The sequence below is a fragment of the Chitinophagaceae bacterium genome (genome assembly GCA_016717285.1).
In the GTDB taxonomy this organism is placed as follows: Bacteria; Bacteroidota; Bacteroidia; order Chitinophagales; family UBA10324; genus JACCZZ01.
The window spans coordinates 452,932-473,651 of sequence record JADKFU010000004.1; the positions used below are offsets into that span (position 1 = coordinate 452,932).

The 20,720-nt window shown below is 42.0% G+C and carries 15 protein-coding genes; 5 read left to right on the top strand and 10 right to left on the bottom strand.

Annotated elements, in window-relative coordinates; genetic code table 11:
* Positions 1–239: 239 nt before the first annotated feature.
* From IPO83_07160 to IPO83_07175, 4 genes are all read right to left on the bottom strand, one after another.
* Positions 240–428, bottom strand: coding sequence for an RNA-binding protein (locus tag IPO83_07160; protein ID MBK9731050.1), 189 nt, complete (start codon positions 426–428; stop codon positions 240–242).
* 87 nt (positions 429–515) lie between these two features.
* Entirely contained in the window at positions 516–1,052 is a 537-nt protein-coding gene (locus IPO83_07165; GenBank protein MBK9731051.1) for a hypothetical protein, read from the bottom strand.
* Positions 1,053–1,143: 91 nt separating this feature from the next.
* Entirely contained in the window at positions 1,144–2,370 is a 1,227-nt protein-coding gene (gene odhB, locus IPO83_07170; GenBank protein MBK9731052.1) for a 2-oxoglutarate dehydrogenase complex dihydrolipoyllysine-residue succinyltransferase, read from the bottom strand.
* A gap of 230 nt (positions 2,371–2,600) precedes the next feature.
* Complete coding sequence (locus IPO83_07175) at positions 2,601–3,068, bottom strand: hypothetical protein (GenBank protein MBK9731053.1); 468 nt, start codon at positions 3,066–3,068, stop codon at positions 2,601–2,603.
* 222 nt (positions 3,069–3,290) lie between these two features.
* Here IPO83_07175 and IPO83_07180 point away from each other — a divergent pair, with 222 nt between their 5' ends.
* Together IPO83_07180 and IPO83_07185 are read left to right on the top strand one after the other, a co-directional pair.
* Positions 3,291–4,322: an oxidoreductase gene (locus IPO83_07180; GenBank protein ID MBK9731054.1), complete on the top strand. Its 1,032-nt coding sequence runs from the start codon at positions 3,291–3,293 to the stop codon at positions 4,320–4,322.
* Positions 4,323–4,523: 201 nt separating this feature from the next.
* Positions 4,524–5,363 (top strand): hypothetical protein, encoded by an 840-nt coding sequence (locus tag IPO83_07185; GenBank protein MBK9731055.1) that lies wholly within the window; start codon positions 4,524–4,526, stop codon positions 5,361–5,363.
* Positions 5,364–5,432: 69 nt separating this feature from the next.
* Here IPO83_07185 and IPO83_07190 read toward each other — a convergent pair whose 3' ends face one another.
* Positions 5,433–5,996, bottom strand: a complete 564-nt coding sequence (locus IPO83_07190; protein MBK9731056.1) for a fasciclin domain-containing protein — start codon at positions 5,994–5,996, stop codon at positions 5,433–5,435.
* Between the two features lie 244 nt (positions 5,997–6,240).
* Here IPO83_07190 and IPO83_07195 point away from each other — a divergent pair, with 244 nt between their 5' ends.
* On the top strand, positions 6,241–8,337 hold the full coding sequence (locus tag IPO83_07195) for an aryl-sulfate sulfotransferase (GenBank protein MBK9731057.1): 2,097 nt from the start codon (positions 6,241–6,243) through the stop codon (positions 8,335–8,337).
* A gap of 201 nt (positions 8,338–8,538) precedes the next feature.
* Here IPO83_07195 and IPO83_07200 read toward each other — a convergent pair whose 3' ends face one another.
* Positions 8,539–10,167, bottom strand: coding sequence for a hypothetical protein (locus tag IPO83_07200; GenBank protein ID MBK9731058.1), 1,629 nt, complete (start codon positions 10,165–10,167; stop codon positions 8,539–8,541).
* Between the two features lie 76 nt (positions 10,168–10,243).
* Positions 10,244–10,630: an RNA-binding S4 domain-containing protein gene (locus IPO83_07205; GenBank protein MBK9731059.1), complete on the bottom strand. Its 387-nt coding sequence runs from the start codon at positions 10,628–10,630 to the stop codon at positions 10,244–10,246.
* A 120-nt stretch (positions 10,631–10,750) separates the two neighbouring features.
* On the opposite strand from IPO83_07205, the gene IPO83_07210 reads away from it, so the two are divergent.
* Positions 10,751–11,215 (top strand): hypothetical protein, encoded by a 465-nt coding sequence (locus tag IPO83_07210; GenBank protein MBK9731060.1) that lies wholly within the window; start codon positions 10,751–10,753, stop codon positions 11,213–11,215.
* Positions 11,216–11,258: 43 nt separating this feature from the next.
* On the opposite strand, the gene IPO83_07215 is transcribed toward IPO83_07210, so the two are convergent.
* Together IPO83_07215 and gltS are read right to left on the bottom strand one after the other, a co-directional pair.
* A complete protein-coding gene (locus tag IPO83_07215; GenBank protein MBK9731061.1) occupies positions 11,259–15,203 on the bottom strand; it encodes a hypothetical protein in 3,945 nt (1,314 codons plus the stop codon).
* Positions 15,204–15,399: 196 nt separating this feature from the next.
* Positions 15,400–16,632, bottom strand: coding sequence for a sodium/glutamate symporter (gltS, locus tag IPO83_07220; protein ID MBK9731062.1), 1,233 nt, complete (start codon positions 16,630–16,632; stop codon positions 15,400–15,402).
* Positions 16,633–17,019: 387 nt separating this feature from the next.
* On the opposite strand from gltS, the gene IPO83_07225 reads away from it, so the two are divergent.
* A complete protein-coding gene (locus IPO83_07225; GenBank protein MBK9731063.1) occupies positions 17,020–19,023 on the top strand; it encodes a T9SS type A sorting domain-containing protein in 2,004 nt (667 codons plus the stop codon).
* A gap of 380 nt (positions 19,024–19,403) precedes the next feature.
* Here IPO83_07225 and IPO83_07230 read toward each other — a convergent pair whose 3' ends face one another.
* A complete protein-coding gene (locus IPO83_07230) occupies positions 19,404–20,585 on the bottom strand; it encodes an NAD(P)/FAD-dependent oxidoreductase (GenBank protein MBK9731064.1) in 1,182 nt (393 codons plus the stop codon).
* Positions 20,586–20,720: the final 135 nt, after the last annotated feature.

Consider the following 20,720-nt stretch of genomic DNA (forward strand, 5'->3'; position numbering starts at 1 on the left):
GAGATAATAGTCATGGTTTACGGCAAATTTGATTTCAACCGCAAAGCATTTATTACCTATAAATCAAATAATATTTTGAGAAAAATTATAGTACCGCTCAGGTGTCACTGCTGACTTGATTTGATTACGCAATCATTTATTGTTCGTTAGGTCTTCGGGAGTTTCCTACCGAAAACAATCCTTTGCACATTGACTACCGCACTTTCTTACGTTTCATGTGGGTAGTAGCGCTGCGGAGATTAAGCAGTTTCAACATTTTTAGCGAGCGTTTTAAATTTTACGCCATTGGCCTGAACTACAGTAATAGTAACATGACCCGTTTTGCTGGTATTAATATCTCTTACTGTACCGGATTTCCCAATATGGCTACCGCCGATAACCCTGCAAGACGAACCATCTGTGAGTTTGCCTGCATTTGGTTTTTGCATTTTCTTTTTAGCGGCCATCCTGAATCATTTAAAGGTTGAAAAACAGGTAAGTTCTAATAAAAAAATACAATTGTGCAGCGTTAACTTTTATTGTTTGCCAATAAATACAAATGCGGGCGGAATATTAATGAGCTCAAACTGCACCTTTAAATGCGGAAAGTATTTTTTATAACGGCGGTACTGTATGATCGAATAGGAATACTGTATAAATATGGTTTGCTTGTCTGACACTTCATGAATGGCCCGCATGATTTTATCACATTCCGATTCCGGAAGAATGCCAAACGGAATGGATGAAACAATATAAGTCATCCCGTTATGAGGATCATGATCAATATGATCTTTGATATGCGCGGCAGATTCATTGAAAACACGCAGCCTTTTATCGTTCAGCTTTTCAAGGTCTTTACAAAAAGCAGGATTCACTTCAAAAGCATAGAGCATCGCATCCTTGCGCATCAAATGCAACAGATCATCGGTAATGCGGCCATTGCCAGGGCCAAGTTCGATGATGCGGGTAGCATGAGAGAAATCAATATTGCTGATGATCTTTTTTACCAGCCTCGGTGAACTGAAAGCAACAGCACCGGAAGTTTTAAATGATTTGAGAAGTTCAGAAGCCACAGTTCAGGATTCAGGAAATTAATAATTCATTAAAGATAGCAGATGTCATCCGATAGATCACGAAAAATCTATGGTATGATAAATTCTTAAACTACAATTGAAGCATGGTCTTTACCGGATCATTGCCCATCAGCAACAACTCCGGATTTTCCAAAAGTTCTTTAACGCGCACCAGGAAGCTCACTGATTCACGTCCGTCAATCGTGCGGTGATCATAACTCATCGCCAGGTACATCATTGGTCGAATGGTAATTTGTCCGCCAATCACGACCGGCCGTTCCTGAATTTTATGCATGCCAAGAATAGCGGATTGAGGAATATTAATAATAGGTGTTGACATGAGCGAACCAAACACACCACCATTGGTAATGGTAAAAGTGCCACCACTCATTTCTTCCAGCGATAATTTATTTTCCCTGCCACGTTTTGCGAGGTCAGCTACTTTCGCTTCGATTTCCGCAAACGAAAGTGATTCAGCATTCCGGATCACAGGCACCACTAATCCTTTAGGCGTGGAAACTGCAATCGAGATGTCGCAGAAATCATGATAGATAATGTCATCACCTTCAATAAATGCATTTACGGAAGGCCATTCCTGTAATGCATAACACACTGCTTTCGCGAAGAAGCTCATGAACCCAAGTCCTACTCCATGCTTTTCTTTGAACACGTCCTTATACGTTGTACGAATGTCCATGATCGGTTTCATGTCCACTTCGTTAAAGGTAGTGAGCATGGCAGTTGTATTCTTTGCCGCCACCAGATGTTTGCTGATAGTTTTGCGGAGCGTACTTAAAGTGACTTTGCGCTCCTCACGGGTGAAGGCTTTTTTAGGTAAGGTTGGGCCGTCTTTTATTGCGCTCAACACATCTGCCTTGGTGATGCGTCCCTCTTTTCCTGTTCCGTTTTGCACGGCAACAGAATTTTCTTTCATCAATTTTTCAGCTGCGGGAGAAGGAATATTTTTAGCGTAGGTTTCTTTTGTTGATACCGTTTCCTTTACGGCTTCTTTCACTGCTTCAGGCTTTTTTTCTTCCTGCTTTATTTCCTTAGCAGGAACCGTTGCTTTTTCTTCCGCAACCATACTTGTATCAATTGAGCAAACAACATCACCCACTTTTAATTGGGATCCTTCAAGCGCAACTATTTTTAACTGCCCGCTTTTTTCTGCCGTCAATTCAAACGTGGCTTTCTCTGATTCCAGCTCACAGATCACCTCATCCTGCTGCACAGTGTCGCCATCAGCTTTGAGCCATTTGGCCAATGTAACTTCATTGATGGATTCTCCTACAGCAGGTACTTTGATTTCGAGTTGCATTTAACTTTTGCTTTTCTTTTTATCGGGTTTAATCATCTGTCTGCAAAAACTTTCTGACCATTTTTGCTGCTTCAATCGCCTCATCAAAATCTTATTTTCACTAAGTTGCACTATCACACAAAGTTACCATTCATTTTTTGTTTTTCGATCGATTCAGGCTGACGCGCGAAGGCTGGTTACAGGCCTCTTCCAAACAGGAAAGGTGAAAAGAAACCATTCAACAAATAATCTTACTGGGGAATTGCATTTTCTTTTTGTTCACTCCTGTTACCGAAGTTGCCGACATAAGCAGCGAGTGCAATTCCAAGCGCAATTAATATCAGGTTCTTGATGATGTAATGACCTGCAAGAGTAGGAACTAAAAAAGCTTTCCACGTATATTCCGGCAGTAATACGAGCGGCCCGAAAGTAGTAATCATATGCGGAAGTAATAGATACAATGCCAATCGTTCAAGTCCCGGAAAAAGAAACGCAATGCCAATCGCCATTTCATAAAATGCAAAGAAGAGCATGAAGCCATGAAACGGAATGAAGGAAACCGTCATTGACCAGAGTTCCTGTACCAAACCTTCCGCCGGACTTAAGCCCAATACCTTCAACAAACCAAATCCGAAATACACAACAAAAAATGAAAACCTTGCAAGCGGGATGCAGATTTTTGCGAGAAATTTTAAGGCCTTTGTTTCAAATGTAGTCATGTGGTAAATGGTTCGCTGCTACAAAGTAACTACTGTGAGTTGAATTAATGAAGGATTATCCGGAGTATTTAAAAATCAGAAAGTAACAACAGTCCATCACTATTTTAGAAATGGAAAAAATCTCACTTTTGATCCGAAGCTATATAAAAAGACTTCCTATTAATACATATGATAAAATGTTTTAAGAATCGGTATATGATCCGGACGATGAAATTATTTTTCGTGTGCACCTTCATGCTGTCTTCTGTAAGTCATTCGCAATCGCTCCGTCAGTTTTCATTACCCGTAAACACAAGCATTCGCGCCATTGCTGTACTTAATGATTCCACGATGTGGTTTGCCGGATCGAACGGATGTTTTGGTTATACCGAAGATGACGGGAAACACTGGCACATTGATTCAATAAAAATCGAAGGTCACTATCCGGATTTTCGCTCCCTGTCGGTTATAGATCAGCAAACTGTTTTGCTGTTGAATGCAGGAAGTCCCGCTTATTTATTGAAATCAACGGATCATGCTGAATCATGGAAGACTGTTTATTCCAACGAAAAAAAGGAAATCTTTTTTGACTCCATGAAATTTCGCGATGCGAAAAATGGTATGGCAGTTGGTGATCCCATTGATGGTTGTTTTACAATACTTACAACAGATGATGGTGGGGACAACTGGAAAGAAATTTCCTGCGACCGTTTGCCACAAGCTATGGCAGGCGAAGCCTGTTTCGCTTCCGGCAACACTTGTGCGGAACAAATTGAAAACTATACCTGGATCGGCACCGGTGGTGCTGAAGCACGTGTACTGTCATCCACTGATTACGGAGCTACCTGGCATTATACATCGACACCTCTTTTGTTTGGAAAGCAACTGACCGGAATTTTTTCTATTGACTTTTATGACCGGCAACATGGAATAATCGCGGGTGGTGATTATGAAAACAAAACCGAAAGCCTGCATTCAAAAGCAATAAGCAACAATGGTGGCAAAAGCTGGAAACCGGTTGCAGATTTTGAAATGCCGGGCTTTTGTTCCTGTGTTCAATATCAACCATTCTCTCATGCTAAAACTTTGTTGATCGCAGCACATCCCGGAATATATTTTTCAAACAATGGTGGAAAGAAATGGGCGGAAGTAAAGGACGATGATGGAAAAGCATTGCTGGAAAACTACAATACAATTCAGTTTTCACCTACCGGGAAAGTGGCCTGGTTCGCAGGAACTGATGGAAGAACCGGAAGGATAGTATTCAACAAATAGCTGCTGTGAAGGAATTAGAATGAATAGCATATCAATCCCGGAAATTGTGTCGTCCAATCTTTTAAAGTGTATCCGCGATTATTCAGTAAACTTGTGTCATTCATTGCAGGACCATGAATTTTTAATTTTTTGTTTCATCCATTGAACATGATTGTTTCCAATCTCTTGAAATGCCTCGGGACGCTGATTAATAATTACCCTATGAAAAATGAATCCAGCAATATCCAATGGAATGTATGCATGCCGTTATTATTTTTTATTTTCTTGTTTCCGCTTCTTACAAATGCACAACCGGAAACTTCCTGCCATTGTGCAGGAATGGCACCTTCGGGAAAAGGAACACTTTATATAACTGCCGGCTATAACCTGGATTGGTTTACCAATAGTGACATTCATTTTCAGGATCATACCACAGATAACTATGACTTTATCCTTTACAACGTAAAAGCGGAAGACCGTCCGGGACTGGAAGATCTGTTGCATGAAGACATTACCATTCCGCAATATTCTTTTCGTGCCGGTTATTGGTTCAACGATAAAAAAGATCTTGCCCTGGAGATCAACTATGATCACGTGAAATATGTGATGATACAGAACCAGCGTGTGCACATGACCGGTAATTTACGCGGTGAATATTATGATCAGGACACGACGCTCGTAAGTTCTTTTATCCGCTACGAACATACGAATGGCGCCAACTATGCCATGATTGATCTGGTAAAACGCTTCAACATCTGGCATGCTGCCAATGAAAAACAATGGTTAAGTGCGATTACAAAAGCAGGCGTTGGTTTTGTGCTGCCGCGAACGGAATCATACATCGCAGGCAACCATCGGAATGATACTTATCATGTAGCAGGAATGGAAGCAGGGTTGAGATATGATTTCCTGAAACATTTTTTTCTGGAAACTACTATGAAGGGTTGTTTTGCCAATTATGGCAATGTGGTTTTATACGGAGACGGTAAAGCAAGCCAGCACTGGTGGTCGGCGGAATATATTTTTACACTGGGACTTCAGATGCCTGTCGGGTTATTCTGATCATAAAAAAGGCACTCGTGCAAAAGTGCCTTATGAAAAATCCAGTTATGATAAAAAGGTATGAAATGCTTACCTGGCGGCCGGCGGAGGTAACAAAACTTTATCGATCACATATACAATTCCATTTGAAGCATGCACCGTAGCTACAATGTTTGCATCACCAATCATAAATTTCCCGTCTTTTCCGTGTAATGTAACATTGTCGCCATTTACCATATTTAATACCTGGCCATCCTGCATTGCATCCTGATTCAATACGCCAAGCCATACATGGTATTGAAGTATGTTTTGAAGATCTGCTTTCTTTTCAGGTTTCAACAAACCCTCCACCGTTCCGGCAGGTAACTGGTTGAAAGCATCATTGGTAGGAGCAAACACGGTAAAGGGTCCGGCATTCGACAAAGCGTCAACCAATTCGGCAGCCGTTACCGCCGTCACCAAAGTAGTATGATCCTTAGAAGCCACCGCCACCTTTACCACATTGGGCATGGAAACATCGTCCTGCACGCCTGATTGCCCGGTTGTTTTGGCTGTAACTTCGGTTGAATTTCCAGTGTTAGTGGCCGGACTGTTCTGGCAACTGTTAAACGTCATCAGGCATACGGAAAGTAAAAAAAGAAATAGTAGTTTCATCAGGTTCAATTTTAGTGACCGCAAAATCGCAAGGTCTTTAACTCAATTATATGATTTTTATCATTTAATAATATGATTGATGTCACTTGAAGAAAAGCAAAGGAAAATAGCTCCATTGGAATTATTTTATATTTACCCACATAATTTTTTAAGGCAATAAATAGTGGTTAAATAAAAAATTTAACGGATTTCAACGCAAACAAAAGCGGGTAAATTAACAGCATCAACCTTCATTAAATCGATCATGAAACTGACTTTTACATTTTTGGTATTGTGCATTACACTGCAATATGCAACTGCACAGTTTACCTACATTAATCCAAAACCCGGTTCACAATATCATAACCCGCAAACAGGACTTATTCTGAAAAACGGGAGTTTCATCGACCGTGCTTCCGTGACTGATAAAAACCTGTTTGAAATAACAGGATCATCAAGTGGCGCTCACTCGTGGATAGCGCGATTGTCGGATGATAATAAAACCATTGTGGTTAAACCCCATCCTGTTTTTGATTTTGGAGAAACAGTAACGGTAACTGTTCATTCAAAACTGAAAAAAATACCAGGAGAAACCATTGAAGGAACCACTTTCTCTTTTCAAATCAGAAGTAAGCCAACGCAGGAAGATGAAGCTGCGTACAGGGAAATGAGGCAACAATCCTTTATGGATGATTTCGGATACGATCCTTACGCAAAAAATCCGGACGACATCTATCCGCTGGATTCAATGCCCACTTATGTGATCAACGTTAATAATAATCCTGCTCCCGGACAGATTTTTTACCGCAATAAAGAGGATCAAACGACCGACATTCCCGGCACCAATTCTTTTGCAACAATTATACAAAACGATGGCACCATACTTTGGGCAAGAGATCTCGGACAATTCGGCTCAGATTTCAAATTGAATGCAAACGGCTATATGACTTATTTTGCCGATACCGCGCAGTGGATGGTTTTAGATTCGAATTATAATCTTATTGATTCGGTGCAATGCAAAAACGGATATGAACTGGAAACGCAGGGACATGATGTGATGATGTATCCTGACGGTCATGTATTTTTGATGGCATATAATATACAAACCATTAACATGACGGCTTATGGCGGAATTTCCAATGCGAAAGTGCAAGGATTAGTGATACAGGAACAGGATGCCAATCGTGATGTGGTGTTTGAATGGAGAAGCTGGGATCACTTTCTTTTTACCGATGCCAATTCGCATACTCCCCTTACCAATGCAACAGTAGATTATGTGCATTGCAATTCAGTGGAGCGCGATTTTGATGGAAATGTTCTCATCTCATCACGCAATATGGATGAACTTACAAAGATTAATCATGAAACAGGAGCAATCATTTGGCGAATGGGTGGCGAAAACAACCAGTTCACCTTCGTAAGCGATAATATTCCCCAGCATTTTTCTTCCCAGCATGATTTGCGCCGCCTCCCAAATGGCCACATTATACTGTTCAACAATGGAAACTATCTGTCACCACTTATTTCAAGCGCGAAAGAATATGCACTTGATGAAGTGAACAAAGTGGCTACGCTGGCATGGTATTACGAACATCCGGATGTAAATGGATTTCATGTGTATGGTGGAGCCACCGGAAATGCACAACGTCTGCCGAATGGAAATACCATTATTGACTGGGGTTTGATTATACCCAATGTCGGGATACCTAACCACACGGAAGTGGATGCGAACAAAAATATTGTTTGGGAAATGACCTTTGATTCACCCAAACAAAAATGCTATCGCATTCATAAGTATGAGTGGAACCCTTGTAGTAAAATTACCGGCTATACTATGAATGCAAAAAAGATTGGTCAGGACAAAGCCACTGTCAGTTGGGGTGATGCTACCGGCGCGAGCAACTATAAAGTTCAACGGCGCCCTTTGGGTACCACCAAATGGAAATCAAAAACCATTTCAGCCACTAAATTAAAGCTGAATAACCTGTTGCCCGGAACATCTTACGAATGGCGTGTTACTACCAATTGCACCGGTCTACCGGATAATAAATCCGCTTTTTCCGAATTGGATACTTTCACAACGCTTCCATTGAAAACAGCTTCCTTAAACTTTACGCAAGCACCCTCTTTTTATGTTTACCCGGTGCCTGCATCAGACCAGATCAATATTCAAATGAGTGGCGCAACCTTTTCATCCGTTACCATCAGTAATATAGTAGGCACTGTGATGTACTTCAATAATTCATTTGATCCGGATCAGGGTGTGCTGCACATCAATGTAAATGAATGGCCTGCCGGAATCTATCTTATTGTATGTAATGATGGATTGAATTCTTCTGTGAAGAAGATAGTAAAGGAATAATGCATGAAAATAAGTGAAGTGATTTTTACAGGAGTGATGAGCACTTCTTCCGTAGTAAAATATTGTCAACTTCTAAAATAAAAATCCCTGCAAAACCACCTTGTTTTGCAGGGATTAAAAAAAGCTATTCGTTGAATTTTATTTCTCCGAAAAACAAATTGCTGCTAATTTCTTCAACAGCGTATTTGTTTCATAGTTTTCTTACAATAACATTTTTCCAAACCACAGTTTCTTTCCACCGGATGATTCTCCGAAAAACACAACTGATGTACTCAATTCAATGGGTAGAAAAGGAAACCTGTTGTTGAGATAATATTTTCCTTCTTTGCTCACACCAAACACTGCGGCGTCACCGATCTTTCCTCCTGCCACATCCAGCTTAGCCACCACAGGATACATGAGCGTCTTATATTTAGAATTGCCCAGTTCTTTCTCTGTTCTCATTCCATCCACTTCTCCAATCAGCCAATCCATATTGTTACCATCAGTAGTCTCTAACAACTCCTGATAAGCAGGTGCCATCTCGCTGAATTTATTTCCTTCCTGCTTGTCATAACCATATTGCGCTTTCAGTGAACCATCAGGTGCAAAATGAAAGCACAACAAGTCACGGTACTGATGCGATCCATCACTTTTCAGGGTGAAGTTCTGTCCAAACAAAAAGATATTTCCTTTTGAATCCACATCAAAATTGCTGAGATAGAATTTCTTGCCTTTATAGGAAGGTGATTTTTTTTGAGAAGGCGGTGTCTGCAATTTTGATTCAAACTCATCAAGACTTGGAGCATTCACAAAATCCACTTTCCCATTGCTCAGCTTCGCAAGCTGGTAACTTTCCCATTTCATCTCATCCGGATCCTGACCTATTGTGATTGCCTGATTTACATATTTATCATCTCCTTTTGATGGTCCGAATATGAAATAATTATTGTCCACCGTAGCAATGCTGTTGATATTCCAAACGGTATTCGGACTTTTGATGGTGATTCTGTCCTTCTGTGAAGCATCATTTCCGAAACGAATGAAAGTATAATTGTTGATCGCAGGGTCGGCAGCTTTGCCAATGCCGGGCCCGCCCATAGGTGCAAATAACAAAGCAAGATCACTGGTAGAAAGGTCATCAGCGTCAGCATCAAAATCAAGGTTGGGATTCCAAACCAGTTGCGATTGCACCAGTGTTTGCGGGTACTGAAAATCGAAGTCTGTTTTGTGCACCTGATCCAGAGCGTTATTATAAAGAGCGGCTAAGTATTTCTTATGCACCAAATTGGGATCATCTCCCTTTTGTGTTTTTGTACCTGCTACTAATAATACAGATCCATCCGCATCATTTTCCGCTTTCGTGATAAGCGAGTATTTGTTGCCTTCATCTGATTTAGGTTTAAGTTTTTCGAGTAGCTTAACATCCTTATCATATCCGCCCCAGAACCAGCTCCAATCATAGTTGATCTGCTTCCGTTTTAATATGAGTGTGCCTGTCAGGTTATTTTCTACGGAAACAGCTTCCACTACATAACTCTCGCCCTTGTACTTGAACCACCTGTATTTTTCATGGGCCTTATCAAAGTCAATCTGATCGGTTACAAGGTTTTTGAAATTAAATTCCAAATCAAATTGATACGTCTCAAATTTCGCCTGTTTGTCATTTGCTTTGGTAACAAAAGTGAGTTCAAGCAGGTTTTTAGGTTCATCAATGTTAATGTTTCCCAGGTATCCTCGATTGGCTTTTCCTGTAATTTCATAGGTTTTTTCTATGGAAAGTTTCTGTGCATTTGCCTGCTGCCATCCTGTAAGCAGGAATGCTATGAGTATTATGCAAATTATTTTCATTTGGGTTGGTTTTGCGGTGAAGGTAATCTAATAGCATTACGAAGACTATGACGGGAAACATTTTTCCGGATGCACTTTATGAATTAATAAAGTCATCCAGTTCTCTCCTGTCCTTTTTTGTAGGTCTTCCTTCACCACGATATTGCAGCGCACGCATTTCAAGAGAATGTAATTTTATTTTCTCCAGCTCTTCTTCCGGCGTAATGTTTCCGCAAAAATCCGCTACCATTTTTGCCGCCATTCTGTTCTCTGTCATTTGAAGCACTTCGTACCGGAACGTGAAAGCACCACTTCTTACACTGATTTTATCTCCCTTCTGAATAAGCCGTGAGGGTTTAATCGTCATATTATCTATGCGGATTTTCCCTTTCTCGCAGGCAGCAGCAGCCAATGAACGCGTCTTAAAAAGTCGCACTGCCCACAACCATTTATCTATCCGCATTTTCCCGGCACCTGCTATCATATGTTTAACAAAAAAATTTCACTTTTTATGGTTGGCCAACTGACCAGTATCATTGTAATTAAAATAATTCCCTGCTATTTTTCGTATCCTGATTCAATTATTCAAAATAATCAAAATAGAATGGAAACTATACGCAACAACTCAACAGGTGCAACAGCCATTCACTGGATTGCCAGCATAATTTGTTTGATTGCCATACTCTTCATCAGCATGTTTGCATTGGATGCTTTTGATCCTGCACTTACATTCATCCAACAGCTTAAATCTTTCATGATGCATCTGATTCCATCTTTTGTATTGCTGTCACTTTATATTTTTACCTTGAAAAAAGAACTCACCGGTGGCCTTATTTTTCTGCTGATCGGCCTTGCGTTGTCGCCATTTATCTACACGCATAATTTCAACTTGAATCATTCCGTTGGAACCAGTTTGGGTATAGTGGCCATGATCAACCTGCCATTTATTATCGTTGGAGTGCTTTTTATAGTGAGCTATTATCTCCACCGGAGGAAACGATCAATCAAAAAAATACAGGAAGAAAAACGCAACAAAAACAAAACCCCCGTTCCGAAGAACGAGGGTTAGCACATGAAGTGGTTTTTTTATTTCATTCCTCCACCAACAAAATTTAAGGACGCGCTACAAATAATCCAAAGCTTACATTAGGCTCAAGTAAATTGTAATCCTGACCGTCAGGGATGCCATCGCCGGTAATGTCAGATACATTATATCCAAAGTTTGGAAAGGTAACGTCCGGTTCCATCGCATTGAAATCGCCGCCATCTATCGAACCATTCTGATCTACATCTCCACTGTATATCGCCCAAACACCGGCAACAAATGCCATTTGAGGATTAGGGTTAAACGGATCAGGAAATGCCTGTGTAACATCAGCGCTGAAATAATAATGACCAAGACTCATGGGAACAGCCGCCGCACTCCAGGTTTCGAGCGTGTTCCTATAATGAACAGAAATGTAGTAAGAACCACTTCCTGAAGCATTATCGAACGCACAACTGATGAGGCCATCAGTATGCAGCAATCCTTTGAAAGTATCAACAGGTTCAAGTGTTACTTCATCATGAAGAATAATGGTGATGGTATCCACTTCAGAAGGATCAGAACTTCCGATTTCATTCTGCAAAACTGATTTCATGAAGCCCGGATTAAACTCATCCATGTAACCCTGAATGAATAAAGTAACATCAAACCCAACACCTGATGCACAATCTTCATCAACCTGAGTGTTACAGTTGTCGTCGATTCCGTTACCGCAAATTTCTGCCACTCCCGGATTGATCGCGAATACGGTATCATTACAATCTGTATTGAAAGTTGATGTGTTTGCAGGTTGACCGCAGGCATGTATCTCAGCACCTGCGCCATAGCCATCACCGTCAACGTCTGCATAATAAACTGAACTGGTGTTAACAGTAAGATTTGCCGTTACGATACTGTCGCAACCTGCGGGATTGGTATAAGTATGACTGTACGATCCGCTAACTGTTACAACTCCACCCCACGGCAATGTGTAACTATCACAAGCTGTTGCATTGTAGGAAGTTGGAGTACTTGAATAGTGGATGGTAACATTCGCGGTTACAACACTGTCACAACCTAAACCATTAATATAAGTATGGATATAAGCACCGGATACTGTAACTGATCCACCCCAGGGTAGTGACAAGCTATCGCATGTTGTTGCTGTATAGGAAGATGAAAGAGTTGGTTTAATAATGGTAACATTTGCAGTTGCGGTACAGGTATTATTATCAGTGGCCGTTACAGTATAGCTGCCGGCAGGAAGTCCTGTTGCAATCTCAGTTGATTGAACGGGATCTGAATTCCAAGAATAAGAAACAGGATTTGCAGTGCTGATGGCCACAGCCGTCGCTGTTCCATTGGCACCACCATCAGAACCCATACAGGTAACATCCGTATGGCTCGCGGAAACTTTAATGGTATTTAAAGTTGCACTGCTATTGCTAATGGTGGCAACACTCCGTCGCGTAATGGTAGTGGTGTTTCCACCTGCATTCCAGTTACCGGTGGAGCTCGTGTCAAACGAAGCAATTGTATTATTGGCATATCGTGCTTCAATTCTTCTTACACCATTCGCATTGTTTGCTCCAATAGGAATTACTGCAGGAAAATCTCCGACCGCGGAAGTTCCCGACTGCATATAAATATCATTAATGGAAACTGGTAATTGCGATTGTGTTGGCTGCGTTGGTATAGCGGTGCGGGCCATGTAAGAAAATAACGGGTCACCACTTCCTGCTGTGTTATCATAAATCAAAACATACTTACCGCTTACGCATGCATTGGCAGAACCTTTCAGAAAAGCACCGTCATCAGCAGTGGAAACCGTTCTCGCAGTAGTTGCAATATCCAGTGCTGTCATCAACTTTGATCCCACAAAGTTCGGTGTGTTAGGCGGGAAACCGTTGCCATTTATAACATATCCGACCCTGATGTTGTGTGTCTGTCCGGCATCAAACCTGCTCGCATTCCCGGTAGGTTCCACATATACCCAAACCGGTCCGCTGCTTCCTGAAGCATCCGTGGTGAAATAATTTTTGAGATCGTTTGCATTGAAGGCATTTTGATTCCAGTTGTTACCGGCACCATAACTGGTATTGGCATCAGGCGTTGCACCATTCGTTACGCCGAGGCCCACTTTCAGGTCGTAGCTTGTGGAAGGAACAAGATTATCTATGCTGAAACAAACGGCAAAAGGCGTACGGGTATCATTGGTTCCGCCCGCCGATTTGCTGCCAAAATATTTGGGCATCACCAGCTCCGTAAATACAGCCGGAATACTGATATAAATGCTGATGCTTAGGTCAAAACTGACACCCGGAGCAGTTGCCTGCAAAACAAAATAGCCCGGCTGATCAATTTTTATATCTGAAAAGGAAGCAATTCCCGCAACCGCTTTTTTCTTCAATGTGCCACTCAATATTCCAGTTCCACTGAAAAGCGAAAGGGTAACTGTATCGGTAAACAGGTTATCAACGGAATTGTCCGGCCTTCTTGCTTCTACTGTAAATGTTGTCAGGTTTGTATTGGTAACACCTGAACCTGGAACGCCAACAAATCTCAACGAGGTAGCTTTTGCGAGCACGTTGAAGGGCGCACTGTTTCCGAAGGCAAGTGTATCACCCTTGGTTCTTGTAGCCCTGATAACCACCGGCGTTTCTTCCTGGCTATAGGTAACATTGGTAAAGGTTACGCTGTTGGTGCCCGCAAGTATTGAATCGGTAAGAGTTCCACCGAGTGTTCCTGCACCTGTTATTAATGAAAGTGTGACCACCGTATTTGCGGTAACATTCTGAGCAACATTCAAATTATCCTGTGCCTGCACCACCACACTGAACGGATAAGTTGCCTCTGCATCAACGCCGCCGTTCACACTGGTTATTACCAATTTCGTTGGAAAGTCGCTGGCCAGCCCTGTTCCGCTAACTGGTATAAATTGCGTGGTCGCACCGGTGCTGGCACACAAAATATTGCCATTGAAGCCAATGGCTGAAGTTGGGGTGAAACGAACATCAATATTAGTGGACGCTACGGTGCCGCCAGTATGTGCAAGTGCAATATGACTGGTTGAAAATGGATTCGCCCCGGTTCTTATTTCAAAGCCGGCAGGTGGCGTAATAATAAGGCTGTCTGTGAGATTAGCCCCTGAAACAGAAAAAGTAGAAGAGGCACTGCTGCTTCCGACAAACACACTTCCGAAATTATTAGTAAATGAAGTGGTAACTACAGAAACAGTTGGAGGTGCGGGAAATCCCTGGAAAGTGAAATCATCGATGGCTAGTCCGTCATCTGCTCCGGTGTTATCTACATCCGCCCATCTGATAACCATGGTAGAACCTGCCGGCCAAACGATATTAGATACTGTGGCTGTAATGGTAATAAAGTTGCCGGCTCCGTTTCCATCCAGTGTAGCTGCAGTAGTTGATGTTTTTAAAGAAGCAAAATCAAGAAGAGGTTCCGCAGTAAACCCGGAACCTGAAATATTCCCGCCAAATTTATATCCGAAAAGAAGCGTATTTACATTATTACTTCCACCATTCCTCCATTGCTCACCTTTAAAAGAGATTGTGAAAGAACCAATGGCCGTACCTGAATTATTGGTCAATACTAAACCAACCGCCGAAGTTGAGGAACTTGATGCCAATGACCCTAATGCACGATCTGAGGCTGATGTTGTTCCATAACTATAAGCAGCTCCGGTGCCTAGGCTTCCATTATTCACGAGGAAGTTTGCATTGCCACTCAAAGGTGCAATTCTAGCAAATTGCCAACCAGTCATACTACTCACATTTAATGGAGATGCGGTAATATCAATAGGTCCCAGACCAGTAAACGAAAATGTACCTGTACTTGGCAACCCATTAAAATCTTGCGAATACACGCCGCTGGTATATGATAATTGCGACAACCCTGGTAAGCTGTAAAGCAGTAAAAGCAGTATGGCAGCAATTCTTAGCAGGAAGTTAAACCCGAAAGTCTGGCGATTAAGTTTGGTTGTTTGGATTACCGGAGCGTGGAAAGCTTTGTTCATGGTGAAAAAATTAGGAATGAGGAAAGAAGTAACTTATGATTGAAGTGAAACCTTCGGGCGCAAAAGAAGCAAAAAATCAAGGCATAAAGCTATAGGATTAGTTAAACAATTCTTAATATTTTATGGGCAGAATTCTTACCTGTTAGAGGCGAATGAAAATTGTTCTCCTCATGTCGATACATTTGCCTTCTGACAGTTATTTCACCCAATTCAAAAAGAAAGTAATAATGATGGCATTGGTGAAATCAATAAAAAATGCGCCGACCATAGGAACCACCAGGAAGGCCCTTGGCGCAGCACCATATTTATGAACAAGTGTACGCATATTGGCCACTGCATTGGCTGTTGTGCCAAGCACGAATCCAATGAATCCGCCGGCCATCACGGCTGACTCGTAGTCTTTGCCCATCAAACGGAAGGATATCGTTAACGCGAACAAAACAACCACCAGCACCTGCGCGAGCAGAATAGCTGCCAGCGGAACGGCAAGATGCACAAGCTCCCAGAGCTTAAGATCCATTAATGCCACCACCAGAAAAATATTCAGCGCGATGCTGCCGATAAAATCCATTACGGGCTGACTGATTTTAAACCACTTCGTATTGTCATCAATATTGCGCAGAACAGCACCAATGATCATGGCTCCGATATATGCTGGCAATGTCCAGCCAAGAGATTGGAAATAATAGCTCACAATGCTTCCCAAGCCCATGGCAAATGCCGCGATCATGATGGTTAATACAAAACCGGAATCCTCGCGCTCAGTATCAATCGTTACGGTATGTGGTGTATCCGTAACTTCTTCTTTAAGCTCACCTGCTGAAGTATTCTTTGGCGCTTTCAGCTTAAATCGCCTGATCAGGTATGTTCCCACAGGGCCACCTATAATGCCACCGCATACAATTCCAATGGTAGCTGCGGTAATGGCCAGCGTTGATGCACCGGTTACGCCGGCCTTTTCAAACACGGGCGCAAAGGCAAGTCCTGTTGCCGGACCACCGACTAATGTTACTGATCCTGCAATTACACCCAACAAAGGATTCACACCAAACAGCGCGGCAATTCCCATCCCCGCAAAATTCTGCAGGAAACAAAAAGCGGTGGCCATCAAAAGAAAAATTACCACCTGCATGCCTCCCTTTTTCAAAAGCGGAAGACTCGCACTGATACCAATGGTGGTGAAGAAGAGCACCATGCACAGTGATTGCATCGAAGTATCAAACTTCAGATTCAAATACCTGTCGTGAAGAAAAAGATTGACTGCGGCGAAAAGCAATCCGCCAATTACCGCGGAAGGAATATTCAACCGTTCGAGCATGCGGATATTTTTCCGGAGCTGCATCCCCAGAAAATACATGATGCTTGCGATGGCAAGTGTCTGAATGAGGTCAAGTGTAAGAACGGGAATAATTGTTTCGGCTGGCGGCATTTTGAGTTTGTAATGGGCAATATCGAAATTGTTATTGGTAAAAGAAATTCCTCTATCAAAATTTATATGCTTTGAATCGGCATTCACAAAGAAGTCAAACTAAGTAAATGTGAAAATTTTCGGTAGCATTAATCAAGTGGAGGAAAGCATCAGCTCAAATATTAAAAATGGTGAATGACTTAAATTTTATGTTACTGTGAAATTTGTGTCAGGAAATACTGGCACCTCATTTTTTGCAATGAACACCCTACTCAAAGGAACAACCCTATGTCCACTATTATGGGATTGACTTCGCCTTGTAACAATCGGACTTTTGTGAAGAAAAATTGCGCCATCAAAAACACCATTCCATGGCACGTCAATTTAATCACCTCACAAAACATCCACATGAAATTTCCATTTACATTTTTGATCGTACTCACCACCTTTGCAGCACCAGGACAAAACACATCCAACCAAAAAAATAATTTAGGTGGAACAGCAAGACTCGGCGCGGTTGCTTTTTCCATCAATAACAAAGGCTATCTCGGCACCGGTTATCTGTATGATGGAGCAGAACACTATTTCAATGATTTCTGGGAATATGATCCCGCTGCTGATACGTGGACGCAGAAAGCAGATTTCGGTGGCGCCGCAAGACATCTTGCTGTTGGCTTTTCCATCGGAAGCAAAGGCTACATCGGCACCGGCTCCGATAATGTTTTCAGAAAAGATTTCTGGGAATATGATCCGGCATTTAATAAATGGATACAGAAAGCTGACTTCGGTGGAACCGCACGCGGAGCAGCTTTTGGTTTTTCTGCCGAGGGTAAAGGATATATTGGTACCGGTTCTGATGGTGCCGCTTTAAAAAAAGATTTCTGGCAATATGATCCGCTCACTGATAGCTGGATACAGAAAGCTGATTTCGGTGGCAGTGCAAGATATTCGGCAGCAGCATTTTCTAAGAACGGCAAAGGTTATGCAGGCACAGGGCTCGAAGGGTCAACTTACAAAAAGGATTTCTGGGAGTATGACACCGCGAATGATACATGGATGAAGAAAGCAGACTTCGAAGGAACTGCACGTTATGGAGCTGTTGGCTTTACCATCATCAATGGATACATCGGAACAGGTTATGGAACGGCTGGCTATTGTAAAGACATATGGGAGTATGACCCGCAATCAAATACCTGGAAACAACAAATTGATTTCGGCGGCAGTGCCCGCGTCAACGCTGTTGCTTTCTCTATAACAGGCAAAGGATATATTGGTACCGGTCGCAGTGCTATGACTTCTGAAAAAGATTTCTGGGATTTTGCTCCGGAGCTGAGTACAGGCAGTGGGCAGTGTCCGTTGCCGCTTTTCCTTTATCTCACTGATATTACTGCAGGTTCAGCCATTCTTCACTGGAGCGAAAATGCGAATGCATTCAGTTTCCGTATCCGGAAAAGACCGGTGGGCACTTCTGACTGGATATATGTTTCAGTTGCCGCCTCAGTGACTTATAAAAAGCTTACGAATAATGTATCAAATACACTATATGAAGTACAGTTGCAAAAATATTGCAATGCAGCTAAAACGGATTCATCAGGTTATACTTCGTCTGTTTACTTCTCGTCCGGATGTATTTCTCCGGTGATTACTTCATTGTCTGCATCATCTAACCCTGTTTGCAAAGGTAACAGTACCACACTCAAAGTGGAAGGCGCACTCAACGATGCTGCAGGTTGGAATTGGTATACCGGTAGTTGTGGTGAAACAACAGCAGGCAGCGGAACTTCTATCTCTGTAACGCCTGATGTTACTACTACCTATTTTGTTACCGGCGAAGGAGGCTGTGCCCTTTCAGAGAATTGTTCACCTTTTAAAGTCACTGTAAATCCATCTCCGAAAGCAAAGATCACAGCATTAGGGGACCTTGACATTTGCACTGCCGGATACGTTAACCTGCAGGGCGGAACAGTAAACAACTTAACCTATCAATGGAAACTCAATGGAGCAAATATCACGGGCGCAACCGCGCAAATATTTCATGCTACTCAGGAAGGTGAATACAAAGTGAAAGTAACTAACAGCTTCGGATGTTCTAATACTTCGAAACCAGTTGTTGTGTATTCAGGTTGCAAAACAAGTTCGTCTGCAAACAATAAAGAGTCAAGTGATGTGCAGGTCTATCCCAATCCACTTGTAACCTCCGCTATCATTTCGATTTCAATACCGCAGGATGCAAACGTAATGATTGCATTGTATGACGCCACGGGAAGTAAACTGCAGAACATATTTAATGATAAGATGATTGCCGGAACACATACAGTACAACTACAGCGTGATGGATTGAGTGCGGGTTTTTATTTTCTCAAAGTTACTATTGATGCAGATGTGCTGTTGAAGAAAGTGATCATTGAATAACAGCGATTGATATAGTCTATACAAGTCAGCTACTGTAAAACAGTTCGGAAAGAATTCACGTTACCCACAATTGTTCATAAACGGTGTTTAAAATTTGTGTAAAACAACATGTACAAAAATTTGCAAAAGGAATGTTGCGTGATGTATGTTTGATCTGTTGATTAAAACATCCGGTCGTTTAGCAATAGATGGCCTTCAGATCGCAAGAGAAGAAGAAGCAACATCGCAAGATGAAGCACGGGTTCGAAGATCAGCACAAGACAGGAAGCTACGGTTTCTTGAATTGTGAAAGCGGAATTAGTCGTAACAGATTGGTTCCGCTTTCTTCGTAAAATAAATCCCTGTATGTTTCCTTGCCTGATTTTATGATGCGGACTAAATTATACTTTCGGCAGTCTTCCCTTCAGCTTCAATTCATCAAACGGACCTTCTTCCTGAATCAAAGCTCTTGCATGATCAAGTTGTCCCCAGGTGTTCCACAACAATACACCGCGAACACGTCCCTGCTGTAGATAATAAATCACCCCTTCTTTAAACTCTTCTTTCCAATCTTCTACAATATCATAGGTGGCATTCAGTTCACCAACTGCTTCATAACCCAAATCGAAAAGATCGGAATAGAAGAAAGGCAGATAATCATATTTGTCATTTGCGCCGGCCATGTTTCTTCCCGCCATCGCTCCCATCATGTTTGCGTTGTCTTCATGTTCAACGCGTATTCGCTTTTCAAGTGCAGGTGAAAAAAAGTTAGCTACATCACCGGCCGCGAAAATATTTGTATCGTCCGTTCGCAAATGCTCATCAACAATAATTCCGTTTTCCACTTTCAATGACGCTAACGACGCTAATGAAGAATCGGGCTTCACTCCAATACCTGCTATAATTACATCTGCCTTTATCGTCTTTCCGCTTTTTGTTTGCACGAAATAAGTGGCCAGTTTCTTTTCAATCGCAACTACTTCATCATTGGTGATTAACGCAACGCCTTTCGATTCATAATAGGAATTAAGAAAAGAAGCCAGCGCAGCAGGATAAACCCTTGCACCAATGGCTGCGTCCGGAAAAATCATCGTCACTTTTTTTCCATTCATCGCAAGTGCCGCTGCGATCTCTGAACCAATGAATCCGCCCCCAATCACGAGTATATTATCCGACTTAATCGATAATGCACGCAGCATAGTGTAATCATCCAATGTTCTATAATAGATGATGCCCGTAATATCAAAAGGTAAATGGTTGACTATGCTTCCGGTAGCAAGCAACAATTTATCATACGCATAAACATTGCCTGCATGATCGGTAACTGTTTTTTCCGGTGCGTTAACTGAAGCAGCTTCGTGTGAAAGCAGGATGGTGACATTTTGGTCATTCGTTTTTCTCCAGATGCTGTCTTCATGATCTCCTTTCCATAAACCTTTGGTTAACGGCGGCCGGTTGTATGGCGGATGATCTTCTTTGCTGATAATCGCAATTGTGCCATGTGCATCTCTTTCGCGGATTCCTTTGGCCGCAGCATCAGCCGTCATGCCACCGCCGATGATAATGTAGTTGAAGTGTTGCATTGAACCTCGTGTTAGTATAAAAAGGAAAATTACGGGATAAGTATTGAATAACAGGCATGCGCAAATGATAGCACGCTGATCTTTATGATAAAAAAAGATCTGAGGAAATCCTCATGATCATTGTAACAGGCGTTC